The sequence below is a fragment of the Sinorhizobium fredii genome (genome assembly GCF_002944405.1).
GTDB classification, from domain to species: domain Bacteria; phylum Pseudomonadota; class Alphaproteobacteria; order Rhizobiales; family Rhizobiaceae; genus Sinorhizobium; species Sinorhizobium fredii_C.
The window spans coordinates 1,422,713-1,434,621 of record NZ_CP024310.1; the positions used below are offsets into that span (position 1 = coordinate 1,422,713).

The window sequence follows — 11,909 nt, forward strand, 5'->3', positions numbered from 1 at the left end:
CTCCGTTATTGAAGTAGCTTCAGCAGTTCCTTCGCCGCCGAGGTGGACGAAGACGGGTTCTGTCCGGTTATCAACCGACCGTCGACGACCGTGAAATCGGCCCAATCGGCAGCCTTTTCAAAGCGGCCGCCGAGACGCTTCAGTTCGTCTTCGACGAGGAACGGCACAACCTCGGTCAGTTGCACCGCCTCCTCCTCGGAATTGGTGAAGCCGGTGACGCGCTTTCCCTTGACGATGGGCTCTCCCTGATAGGTGACCTGTCGCAGGACTGCCGGGCCGTGGCAGACGGCCGCGACCGGCTTGCCGGCATGGTAGAAATTCTCGATCAGGGCAATCGAGTTCCTGTCGTCGGCAAGGTCCCACAACGGGCCGTGACCTCCCGGATAGAAGATCGCGTCGAAGCCGTCCGCACTCATGTCGGAAAGCTTGGAGGTATGCGCCAGTGCCCTCTGGCCCGCGAGGTCCGTCTTAAAGCGCTTCATCGCTTCGGTCTGGTTGCCCGGCTCGTCGCTCTTCGGGTCGATCGGCGGTTGACCACCCTTCGGTGACGCAAGCGTGACCTCCGCTCCGGCATCCGTGAATGCGTAATAGGGCGCTGCGAACTCCTCGAGCCAGAAGCCCGTCGGCTTGCCGGTGTCCCCGAGTTGGTCATGCGAGGTCAGAACCATCAGAATTTTCATCGCCATGCTCCTTCTGTTGAGGCGTGTCCAAACGCGGGTGCGCCGAGGCATGTGGGGCCTGCGCCCGATCATCCGCCGCTTCGGCTCGGCGCGATTATTTACCTGGTGCCGTTTTCGGGTGAATACTCGTTTTCTGGCAGTCACTATCCCGAAGAACGGCAGAAAAACATGGACCGTATCGATGCAATGAAAGTGTTCGTAACGGCGATAGACGAAGGCAGTCTCGCCGGTGCCGCCCGGCGGCTGAAGCGCTCGCCGACTGCGGTCAGTCGGGCGCTGAGTTTACTTGAGGCGCATGTCGGCGTCGAGCTATTGCACCGGACCACCCGTACGCTGAAACTCAGCGAAGCCGGCCAGCGCTATGCCGTGGCCTGTCGGCGGGTGCTGGTCGACCTCGAGGAGGCCGACATGCTTGCCGGCGGTGAGCGCGCGGCTCCACGCGGGAAATTGACGATTTCAGCGCCGCCGATTCTCGGGGAAGAACTGCTTCGGCCCGTACTCGACGATTTCCTCGATCTCTATCCGGCCGTTTCGGCCCAACTCCTCCTGCTCGATCGCTTCGCCAACCTGGTCGATGAAGGCATCGACCTTGCTCTGCGCATCGGGCAATTGGCGGACTCATCCCTCATCTCCACCCGGCTTGGTGGCGACGTGAGACGTGTCGTCGTCGCCTCCCCTCGCTATCTTGCCAATCACCCGCGTATCGACGAACCAGCCGATCTCGCAAAGCATCAGATCGTCGCCTTCACCAATTTTGGTCTGGACTCCTGGAGCTTTACCCCGGCGCAGGGGTCGTCTATCCCAAGAACGGTTCAATTCTCGCCGCGATGCACCGTCAACAGCGTACGCGCTGCGACCGCTTCTGCAGTTGCGGGCCACGGCGTCACCAGGCTCTATTCCTATCATGTCGCCGAATATGTGCGGGACGGTCGCCTGAAGATCGTACTGCCCGATGCCGAGCACCCGCCCCTGCCGGCGCATCTGCTCTCACCGCCTGGGCGCATGTCGGTCCCGAAGGTCCGCGCCTTCGTCGACTTCGCCGCGCCACGCCTGCGCGCCGAATTTCTGCGCCTGGCGACGGAGGCCGGTATACTCGGTTGATCATGCCGATCTTCGGTTGAGTGTCTGCCAATCTCCGGCAATTCTCCCGCAGAGTGAATGGCTCTACTTTCGACTGCACCAACGCCAAGGGCGGAGGGCGGACGCAGCAAGCGGCCGCTGCAATCGAAAAGGGACCACTGCCATGAGCACTGAACAGAAGGTCGTCATCGTCACCGGCGCGTCGCAGGGAATCGGCGCCGGATTGGTTCGCGCCTATCGCGACCGGAATTACCGCATCGTCGCCACGTCCCGGTCGGTCAAGCCGAGCGCGGACCTGAACATGCACACGGTGCCCGGCGATATCAGCGAGCCGGGGACCGCAGAGCGGGTCGTGCGGGAAGCGCTCGAGCGCTTTGGCCGCATCGATTCGCTCGTCAACAATGCCGGTGTTTTCCTTGCCAAGCCTTTCGTCGAAATGACACAGGAAGACTACGAGCACAATATCGGCGTTAATGTCGCTGGCTTCTTCCACATCACCCAGCGCGCCGCCGCGCAGATGCTGAAGCAGGGCTCGGGCCATATAGTCAGCATCACCACGAGCCTCGTTGATCAACCGATCGTCGGCGTCCCCTCTGCACTCGCCTCGCTGACCAAGGGCGGTCTGAACGCAGTGACCCGGTCGCTCGCGATGGAGTTCTCGAAAAGCGGCATTCGTGTCAACGCGGTCTCCCCGGGGATCATCAAAACACCGATGCATCCGGTCGAGACGCACTCGGCTTTTGCCGGACTGCACCCAGTCGGTCGAATGGGTGACATTCGCGACATCGTCGATGCCGTCCTCTACCTGGAGACCGCCAGCTTCGTCACCGGCGAGATCCTACACGTCGACGGCGGCCAGAACGCCGGACGCTGGTAGCCAAACGAGTGCGCCGCGCCGCAGCGGCGCGGGCGCCTGAGACCCCCAGGCAATTTCTCGCAAAAGGAGGCTGCAATGCCCATCGTCACCGTACAGGTCACCCGAGAAGGAACCACACCCGACCGCAACTCGGTCACTTCTGAGGAAAAGGCCGCGATCATCAAAGGTGTCAGCGAGGTGCTCCTCAACGTCCTGAACAAGCCGCTTGAATCGACCTACGTCGTGATCGAGGAGGTCGATCTCGACAACTGGGGCTGGGGCGGCCTCCCGACGGAGCAGTACCGTCGAATACGCGCCACGGCACGATCCTGAAGCGATCAACTGTCAGGTCCCCGCCCGCAACGATCGTCGCTGAAACCATCTCCGCAACGGAGCGAACGAACAGCCGGCCGGACCTCGTCCTGCCGACAACGAAGCCATGGCTGGAAGGAAAAGAAATGGACAAGAGATTCTACATCGGCGTTTTCGCCGCACTCTTCGCGGCCTTTGCTTTTTCGCTCAATTTCGTCGTGCCATTCATCATCGGTGACTACTCCACCTTTGATTTTGCCCTTGTCCGCCACGTCGTTTCGGCCCTGGTCGGCCTTTGCATCCTGTTTTCGGCAAGAGGGGCGTTGCGGCATCTTACGCTTCGCAACTGGCTTTCGACGACCTGGCTCGCCTTCATCGGCTATGTCGGCTATTTCCTGACGGTGACCGGATCCGCCATCTTTGCCGGTCCGGTGATTGCTCCCGCCTTTCTCGGACTGGTCCCGATCGTTCTGGCAGTCATCGGCAACCAGCGGCAGAGATCCCTGCCCTGGCGATTCCTGATGATGCCGCTCATGCTGGTGCTGATCGGCCTTGTTCTCGTCAATGGCACGGTATTTACGGCCGAAGGATTGAGCTCCGTCCGCTCGCTGTGGATCGGCATTCCGCTGGCACTCGCGGCCGTGGCCCTGTGGGTCTGGTTCGCGATTGCCAACGAAGCTGCAATCGCCGCCCGACCCGACATGCCCGCAGCCGCGTGGTCGGCGCTCACACTGGTCGGCGGAGGCGTGTTGATGCTGGTCCTTTACCCGATCGGTGCAGCGATGGACCTCTTCCAGCTTCCCAAGCTCGGTTTCGGGTGGAACGCTGCCGGCTCGCTCTATCTTTGGGGCACATCCCTCGCGCTGCTGGCCACGGTCGGCGGAGTGTGGGCGTGGAATGTCGCCTCACGGAACTTGCCCGTCGCACTGACCGCGCAATTGATCGTGGCGGAAACCGCCTTCGGCGTCATTGGCGGACTCATCGTTCATGCGCGGTGGCCAACTGCAATGGAATGCGCCGGGGTCGCCATCCTGATCGCCGGGGTTGTCCTGTCGATCCGGGCTTTCCATGTAAAGGAGCGTCGATCGGGCAAACCTCCATCGCATGACTCCTGCGTTTCACCGCGGGGCCTGCCCGCAGCGTCCTAATTAGAAACGGCTTGCCCTACGCTCGGGAACTATTGCGCCCGAGCGCGGCGGCCACGTCGCGGCCTTCGTGCCGCCAGCCATTGCCCTCAGCAATGTCTGTCGCCGGGCGTTCCCGTACAAAGCCGCCCGCCGACCCGCGCGCCGCAGCGATGCACGCATTCTGCAGCGAATCATACGCGGGGACGTTCTGCAGCTCCCGTCTCCTGGGTGTTGACAATGCGTCTCCCAAAACCGGCCGCAATTTCCGTTGCCGATAAACTACGATCATATTAATCGTAGTTAACGCGACACACAAACGATCGTCGCGGAACTGGTCTTCCTTTTGGAGACAACGAGCTGAAACGCCATAAGGAGAAATGCCGACATGAATGCACGATCCATCATCGGCGCAGCCGGCGCCGCCCTCGCCATCGTCACTGCCATGCCCGTCGCAGCGCACGATCCCGGCGATGTGGTTACCCCCCATTTCGAGCGGGCCATACCCAACATTCCCGGCAAGACGCTGACCGCGCTGATTGTCGACTATCCGCCGGGCGGTGTCTCGGCCGCGCACAGGCACGCAAAATCGTCTTTCATCTTCGCCTACGTCCTCTCGGGAGAAATCGAGTCGAAGGTGAATGACGGTCCGACGCAGACCTATCGCGCCGGCGAGAGCTGGCACGAGCCACCGGCGTCCGACCATTTCGTCAGCCGCAATGCGAGCAAGACCAAGCCCGCAAAACTACTCGCCGTATTCGTCGCCGATAGCGACGAAAGGGCCCTGACCACACCCATCGAGTAGTGGAGCGACCTTTCAAGGAGCAAGCAAATGAGCAAGCGTCTCGACTACAACCAGATCGCACCGGCCGGCGTCAAAGCCTTGGGCAACGTCTACGGCTACGTCATGCAGAGCAGCCTTCCTGCGGTGCTGGTCGATCTCGTCTATCTGCGTATCTCGCAGATCAACAACTGCGCCTACTGTCTCGACATGCACACCCGCGACCTTCTGAAGAAGGGGCAGACGATCGAGAAGATCGCACTGGTGCAGGCATGGCCGGAGGCCGGCAATCTCTTCGACGAGCGTGAGCGGGCCGCCCTCGCCTGGGCCGAAACCGTGACGCGCGTCGCCGAGACCGGCGTGCCGGACAAGGCCTACGAGGCCGCGCGTGCCTTCTTCGACGAGCGCGAACTCGTCGACCTGACGATCGCGATCGCCCTGATGAACAGCTACAACCGCATGGCGATCAGTTTCCGCAACACGCCACTGGCTGCGATCGATAAATAAGGTGGCAGTGCGATAGCGGGCGCGTGGGTCTCGCGCGTCCGCAACTTTTCCCGCGTTGGGTACGACCAGAATTCTCTGGAGCTGTTCTGAACCTGGAGCGCTACGCGAGGCCAACAGCCTAGGAGATGGCGATAATCTCGAGCTCCTGATCGCCCACACTCACGACATCTCCGACGGCCCTGCCCATCAGCATCCTTGCGACCGGCGATACGTAGGAAATCGATCCGGCCTTGGGGTCCGCTTCGTCCTCTCCCACGATGCGATATTTCTGCACCCGTCCATCGTCGCGGCTGAAAGTGACCGTGCTCCCGAAGGCGACGGTATCGGTTGAGGTCGGATCCGGGACAAGCTGAGCCGTGCGAAGTCTCTCGGCAAAGTAGCGCAGGTCCCGCAAGGGGCTTGCCGCGTGCCGGCGCCTTTCATTCACGTCTTCGATCGTGCTCGTGGCATCATGGGCCTCGCGAGCGAGCTGGAGCGACACCTCCAGCGCCTTCAGACCCGCTTCCGTGACAAGGTTCGGGTGAGGTGAAACTGGACGGTCGGGCAGCAATGTTTCCGACGCAGTTTCGGCACTTTCTTCCTTGGTGAAGGCAACACTCAATCTCAGTCTCCGTTTAGACGCGGGGCGCTGATGGCCCGTCCGCCCCGACGCCGCGCGAGCCGATACTGCGCCGACCTGAAGTCAAACTCGGAACCTGCGTTCGGGGCGCCCGCGATCGTCGCTCCCTCGCCTGACAGAGCGACAGCCGAAGCGTGGCGCCTTCAATAATGGTATATAGAACATAGGGCCGGGGCTGAAGCGTCAAGTAATCATCATCACTCCCAATCGAGGAGGAGGTCGATGCGTGGCAAATCGCACCCGCTGCTTGAAGAGGCTCTGGAAGCGCATGGTGGGCACGCCCGTTGGCGCGCGTTCAGGGGGATCGCCTCGACCATACGGACCGGTGGAAAGCTATGGGAGCTGAAAGGCGCTCCTTTGATTCCCGTGCCGCGGCGGGCAACAAGCGAGTTCCGTCGCCAGTGGACTCGCGTTACGCCCTTCGGCGAACCCGATTGGACGATGACCTGGACTCCCGAGCATGTGGAGATCACCGCCGGAGACGGCTCGGTTATCGCCCATCGGGAAAACGGACGTGAGGCGTTCGATCGCAGCTTCAAGGGACAGTGGGACCCGCTGAACCTCGCCTACTTCAACGGCTACGCCATGTGGACGTATCACGCGGCGCCGTTCGTTTTCGGCGAGCCCGGCTACGAAGCGCGCGACGTTGCCCCGATCGACAATGAAGGCGTGAAACTTCGCGGCGTCGCCGTGCGGTTCCCCGAGGGCGTTCACAGCCATACGCGGGAACAGCGCTTCTACTTCGATCCCCAAGGGCTGCTCCGCCGTCACGACTATACGGTCGATGTCTGGGCGGACACGCCGGCGGCGCATTTCATATCTGATTACGTTGACGTTGACGGGCTGAAATACCCGACCCGCCGCAGCGTGTTCACAATCAAGCCGGATGGCGCTCTCGACCGCGATTTCACCGCCGTCACGATCGAGCTGTCGGACTACGCGCTGTTCTGAGCTGCCGCGGTTACGGCTATGCGCGTCCGTGCGGACGCGACACTTGGAGGAAGATCGAGAGCGCGCGATGCGGGCGCCGTTCGCGATGCCTCCATCGATCACGCGATCCAGGATCACGAGCCTGACTTGGAAACTGTCGACCCGGTTCGCCCGAGACTCGTGAACCGGAGACGGTCGGCGTAACGGGCTAAGGATGCGCCGAACACTGCGAAGAGCGAGCTTCATGCGGTGGTGCGCGCTTCGGGCGGCCCGGGAGCACGAGCATTGGGACGGCTTGATGCGCAAAAGCTGTACCGCGGGTTCGCTCCCTTGCCGCTAAAACCCATCAGGATGCCCGCGCACGGCGCCCACGCCTCGGAGTACGTGCGGCCAGCCATTCCTTTACGTGGCCGGCGTGTTCCTGGGGTGCCTTCGCCTCTACCCGGCCCTTGATGCTCGCCAGCGTATGCGCCGCCAGCGCCTCTCTTGTCCGCTTCTCGGCCTCGATCATGACCGCGTGGATGGCGCAGACGCCATCCACCGCCCAAGCGGGGGTGCGGTCGCCGAAAAGCGCGCATTGAGCGCGTATCTCCCTGCATTCGAAGAGTGCCTTGCGTCCATCGACAGCTTCGACGACATCAAGCGCGGTGATTTCCGTCGCGGGGCGCGCCAGCGCAAAACCGCCGCCAATCCCCTCGCGTGCGACGACGATGCCGGCCTTTTGAAGCTTGGTGAAAAGCTTCGCCACGAAATCAGCAGGAACCTTCTGCAGCTCGGCAAGATCGCGCGCGCTTGCGGGCTGCCCCAACTCCTCCGCATCGGCGAGGAAAAGAAGACAGTGAAGAGCGTATTCAACGCCTGCGCTGACATGAGCCATGGAATACTCAAAACCCAGACTAATATTGTCGGAGATACCACCGAAGGCGCGCCTTCGCAATCCCTGTTCCGTCTTCAGATTGACGAGACGTTTCCGAAAGCGGCCGGAACTATCGTTGCCCGACTACTCTCCATGGCAGCAAATAGATCGCGCCCTGGCCGTTGAAAATGCCCAGTTCGCCTCTAACGTTTGGCCACTCAATACATAACCGTATTGAGCATGACGCTGATAGGCGCCCCCTTATTGAACTGTGCGCTGCCGCGCGCCAGCAGCCAGCCGTCCGCACGTTCCAGGCGCGCAACGATCCGCAGCGTTGATGAAGCCGTCGAGCCTGCGGGCGGGGACAAGGAAAAGGTGATCGTCTTCGTCCCGCCGTCGCTTCTGATGCGCGTCTGCGCGGCGCGGCGTCGCGCAGTGTCCTGAATGGCAGGGTCCTCGAGATAAATCTCAAGATGACCTTCCGGGATAGCAGCGCCGCTCTCGAAGGTGACTGTGCCGCGAATATCCGTCGGTTGCGCGGCGACGGGCACGGCGACCGCGGCGAAAGCCGCAGCTCCGACGGTCATCAACACTGTGCGGCGGCCGGTCGGGCGCTTCATCACACACTCTCTCCATGGTCGCCCCGCTTAGATCCGTGCGATAGCAACATTGCAGCGACGCTGGTCTTTTGGAAGGGCGCCTGAAAGCGCCCCTCCCGCGGTCGAGTTAGACGATAACGAAGTCGTTCGCCGAAAGATTCAGATTTCTGCTCAATTGCGCATATTGAATGGCTGCGACCTCTCCGGCGCCATCGGCGTCATAGGACAGGATGCCGCTGTCGGTATCGTAGATGATGCGGTCGTCGGCGTCATGAGCGACGCCCGCCGCACTCCCGTGGAATGCGCCGAGCGCGAGAGCGCCGTCGCCACCCACGCTCTCGAAGACGAGGTTGTCCAGCAGGATCGTATCGTCGATCACCCTGAAGTCCCTGATCCAGTCGACATTGCCGTTCCCAAGCTCGGTTGAGAAGCGGAATGTATCCTCTCCCTCGCCGCCGGTGAGCGTGTCGGCCGCCAGACCTCCATCCAGCAGATCGCTGCCAGCGCCACCATCGAGCCTGTCGGATCCCGCAACGCCCGGCTGGGGCGGCGCAGGGGGGAATTCGACCGAAACGTTCAGTTCATAGGTCGAGCCTGCAGGCACGGCTTCCGCCCAGCCATCGCCCGGCGCCGTCGGCGACCAGCTGCCCTCCAGTATGTAATAGGTCCCCGTCTCCTGAGCGACGAATACCAGGCTTGAATCCCGGTTGCTTGCAGAGCCGGGGTCGCCGCCGCCATCATCGTTCTGAGCGACGATGTTGCCGGAGCTGTCGAGCAGCCTGACCCAGCTGTCATGGACATTCGGGTCGGCAATGCCGTCGATGTCGATCGTGATGACCGTACCGGCAGCCAGTTCGATCTTGTAGTATCCGCCCTGGCCGTTTCCGGTGGCGTTGACGGTCGTGTGAAGGACCGTCGTCGAATCGAAGATGTCGGGGTCGGCGGTCAGCGAGAAATTGTTGGAGATGTCGAAGGAGGCTGCGATCGAGTTGTTCGTCGCGTCCGGTCCGAGCGTCGCATAGCCGGTTCCGATGCCCGGGCGTGGCGGCGCGTCGCCCTGATAGGCGAAATCGCCGAGCAGCGTGTCATCGCCGTGGCCGCCGTCGATCCCGTCGTTGCCGCCCTGGCCGGTCAACACATTGGCTGCGTTGTCGCCGGCGAGGCGGTCGTTGAAGCCCGACCCCGCGAGATTTTCGATGGAGACATAGATATCTCCGCCGGACCTGCCACCCGTGAGGCTAAGCCGGACACCGCTCATTGCCTCGGCATAGTCTGCGGTGTCGCTGCCGGCACCGCCGTTCAACCGGTCGGCGCCGCCGCCGCCGGTCAGCGTGTCGTCGCCTGTGCCGCCGGAGAGCTCGTTGGCGAACGCATTGCCGATCAGATGGTCATCGAAGGATGAACCGACGGCGTTCTCGAACCCCTCGAGGATATCGTGCCGGATCGCTGCGCCCCGGCCGACGATCTGCACCGGACCGTCACCGTCGCCGCCATTGGCCGTGCCGTTCTTGAGATCGATCGTCACACCGTCGGAGCTGCCGGCGTAGACCACCGTGTCGATACCCGAACCGCCGTCCAGATAGTCCTGTCCGGCGCCGCCGATGAGCGTGTCGTTGCCGCCTTCTCCATAGAGGATGTCGCCATCATTGCCGCCATCCAGGATGTCATTGCCGTCGCCACCGTTGAAATAGTCACCGCCGCCCTGACCCCAGAAGTGGTTTGCGGCGGCCGTGCCGATGAAGCGGTCGATGCGGTCGTCGGAACCGATCAGGTTTTCGATGCTGTAGAAAGTGTCACCCGAGGCGGTGCCGCCGCTGGCGACATTGGTGGCAAGGTTGACGAGCAGCTGGAAAGGGCTCTCCTTGCTGAAATCGACCGTGTCGACCCCCGCGCCGCCCCTGAATATATCGATGCCGTCCTGGCCGCTCAGCGTATCGTCGCCCTCGCCGCCGTCGAGAATGTCGTTGCCCTGGCCTCCAAGAATGGTGTCGTTGCCGCCGCCGCCGTAGAGCGTGTCGTTGCCGTCGTCGCTTTCGGTCTGGTCTTCGAGGTCCTCCACATCGATCGTGTTGTTGATGTCGCGGCTGGCAAGCGAGTCGCGGCCGCCGATGATCAGGTCGTCACCGCCCTGGCCGAAGATCGTGTCGTCGCCGGCGCCGCCGTCAAGAGTATCGTTTGCATTGGTGCCGAAGATGATGCTCGCCATCGTGCTGTCGCCGATGCTGGGCGGGGTCTCGCCGCCGCCCCCGCCGGGTTGGATCGTCGACTCGTCGGCATAGATGATGTTTTCGACGTGGGCGATTTTCCTGATCTTCAAGTGCCTGGACAGGAGAATGACCGTGTCGTTGCCGCCGTTCGCCTCCTCGCGAACGATGTCCTGCCATGAATCGACGAAATAGATGTCGTCGCCGCCATTGCCAGCCATGCGGTCGCCGCCGGCGCGGCCGTCGAGCGTGTTGGCGCCGTCATTGCCGATCAGGATGTCCTTAAACCTGCTGCCGATGCCGTTCTCGACGTAATAGTCGGTTTGATCGGCGTTGTGTCCGGCGAAGATCGACACATTGTTGCTATGACCGTTGACGCTGGAGAACTGTCCGGCGCGCAGGTCGAGGATCGTGCCCGCCGTCGAGCCGGAGAAATCGATCGTGTCGGTCCCGCCGGTATCATGGATCGAAAAGCCGATGTCATGCTGCATGCCCGACGAGGTCAGCTGGTAACCATATTGCGTGCTGCCGAAGCCGTAGACATTGTCCCCGGTGTTGAGCTCGATCTGCTGATAGGTGCGCACGCCATTTTGGTCGACGGTCGAGAAAAAGCGGCGAATGATGGCCTCGATGTCGGCGATCAGCGGCGTCGACGCCGACCAGCGGCTGGTTTCGCCGACATCGATCCCATCGAAATAGGACATGACGCTGTATTGCTGGCGGTCATAGGTCCAGGTCGCATTGTTCAGATAGTTGATCTGCACGCCGCCGGGACCGCTGTAATTGTAGAGCCCCGGATGGTTCAGGCCGAATTCATGGCCGAATTCATGAATGAAGGAATCGAAGACATAACCGCCGATATCGGTCTTGTTGGGTTCCGTGTCATGGAAACGCTGGCCGATGCTGACATAGCGATCGCTCGAATAGGCGCTGCCATCGTCCTCCTCGCCGAGTTCCGGGCTGACGACCTCCATCCAGTCCGTGGTGCTGTCGAACGGCGCGTCGTCGACGATCTCGAATTTCAAAGGGGTGACAGCCGCCCACATCTCCAAGGCGCCGATCGCGGCGGCCTTGTATTCCGGATGGTCGTTGAGCTCGAAAACGTTGATCCTCAGCGTTCCCGCCGCAATCTCCGGCGTCAGGCTGCGGGGCAATGCCCCAAGATAATCGAGAAAAGACTCGTAATCCTCGCTCTTGCCATAAGGGTTGTCGGGCGTCTGATCGTTGACCCACCATTCGTCGCTCGTCTCACTTGGATTGGGCATCGTGAGGTTCCCTCTCTGACGATTATGCGCAGTTACGGCTGTACCGTTCTGCAGCTAGCCAATTTTCCATCACACGCGTGGCGTGCGCCTGCCTGC

12 protein-coding genes are annotated in these 11,909 nt (G+C 62.0%); 7 read left to right on the plus strand and 5 right to left on the minus strand.

Annotation, left to right across the window (positions count from 1 at the left end; all coding sequences use genetic code 11):
- Positions 1-5 precede the first annotated feature (5 nt).
- Positions 6-680, minus strand: a complete 675-nt coding sequence (locus NXT3_RS30240) for a type 1 glutamine amidotransferase domain-containing protein (protein ID WP_037416233.1) — start codon at positions 678-680, stop codon at positions 6-8.
- A gap of 168 nt (positions 681-848) precedes the next feature.
- Here NXT3_RS30240 and NXT3_RS30245 point away from each other — a divergent pair, with 168 nt between their 5' ends.
- The 6 genes from NXT3_RS30245 to NXT3_RS30270 all read left to right on the plus strand — a co-directional run bounded on the left by NXT3_RS30245 (position 849) and on the right by NXT3_RS30270 (position 5,340).
- Positions 849-1,781: a LysR family transcriptional regulator gene (locus tag NXT3_RS30245; RefSeq protein WP_097539161.1), complete on the plus strand. Its 933-nt coding sequence runs from the start codon at positions 849-851 to the stop codon at positions 1,779-1,781.
- Between the two features lie 142 nt (positions 1,782-1,923).
- Positions 1,924-2,637, plus strand: coding sequence for an SDR family NAD(P)-dependent oxidoreductase (locus NXT3_RS30250; protein ID WP_104841284.1), 714 nt, complete (start codon positions 1,924-1,926; stop codon positions 2,635-2,637).
- Between the two features lie 75 nt (positions 2,638-2,712).
- Positions 2,713-2,949 (plus strand): tautomerase family protein, encoded by a 237-nt coding sequence (locus NXT3_RS30255; RefSeq protein WP_037416227.1) that lies wholly within the window; start codon positions 2,713-2,715, stop codon positions 2,947-2,949.
- Between the two features lie 125 nt (positions 2,950-3,074).
- The gene (locus NXT3_RS30260) at positions 3,075-4,076 is read left to right on the plus strand and encodes a DMT family transporter (RefSeq protein WP_037416223.1); all 1,002 of its coding nucleotides are present in this window, start codon (positions 3,075-3,077) and stop codon (positions 4,074-4,076) included.
- 364 nt (positions 4,077-4,440) lie between these two features.
- Positions 4,441-4,857 carry a cupin domain-containing protein gene (locus NXT3_RS30265; RefSeq protein ID WP_037416220.1) on the plus strand — a complete coding sequence of 139 codons (417 nt, stop codon included), beginning with the start codon at positions 4,441-4,443 and terminating at the stop codon, positions 4,855-4,857.
- Positions 4,858-4,884: 27 nt separating this feature from the next.
- Positions 4,885-5,340 carry a carboxymuconolactone decarboxylase family protein gene (locus NXT3_RS30270; protein WP_104841285.1) on the plus strand — a complete coding sequence of 152 codons (456 nt, stop codon included), beginning with the start codon at positions 4,885-4,887 and terminating at the stop codon, positions 5,338-5,340.
- Positions 5,341-5,458: 118 nt separating this feature from the next.
- On the opposite strand, the gene greA is transcribed toward NXT3_RS30270, so the two are convergent.
- Entirely contained in the window at positions 5,459-5,941 is a 483-nt protein-coding gene (greA, locus tag NXT3_RS30275) for a transcription elongation factor GreA (RefSeq protein ID WP_037416216.1), read from the minus strand.
- A gap of 240 nt (positions 5,942-6,181) precedes the next feature.
- Here greA and NXT3_RS30280 point away from each other — a divergent pair, with 240 nt between their 5' ends.
- On the plus strand, positions 6,182-6,910 hold the full coding sequence (locus NXT3_RS30280) for a hypothetical protein (RefSeq protein ID WP_199773426.1): 729 nt from the start codon (positions 6,182-6,184) through the stop codon (positions 6,908-6,910).
- A gap of 325 nt (positions 6,911-7,235) precedes the next feature.
- On the opposite strand, the gene NXT3_RS30290 is transcribed toward NXT3_RS30280, so the two are convergent.
- From NXT3_RS30290 to NXT3_RS30300, 3 genes are all read right to left on the minus strand, one after another.
- Positions 7,236-7,766: an RrF2 family transcriptional regulator gene (locus NXT3_RS30290; RefSeq protein ID WP_037416213.1), complete on the minus strand. Its 531-nt coding sequence runs from the start codon at positions 7,764-7,766 to the stop codon at positions 7,236-7,238.
- Between the two features lie 197 nt (positions 7,767-7,963).
- The gene (locus NXT3_RS30295) at positions 7,964-8,365 is read right to left on the minus strand and encodes a hypothetical protein (RefSeq protein ID WP_037416210.1); all 402 of its coding nucleotides are present in this window, start codon (positions 8,363-8,365) and stop codon (positions 7,964-7,966) included.
- A gap of 106 nt (positions 8,366-8,471) precedes the next feature.
- Complete coding sequence (locus NXT3_RS30300) at positions 8,472-11,813, minus strand: M10 family metallopeptidase C-terminal domain-containing protein (protein WP_104841286.1); 3,342 nt, start codon at positions 11,811-11,813, stop codon at positions 8,472-8,474.
- Positions 11,814-11,909: the final 96 nt, after the last annotated feature.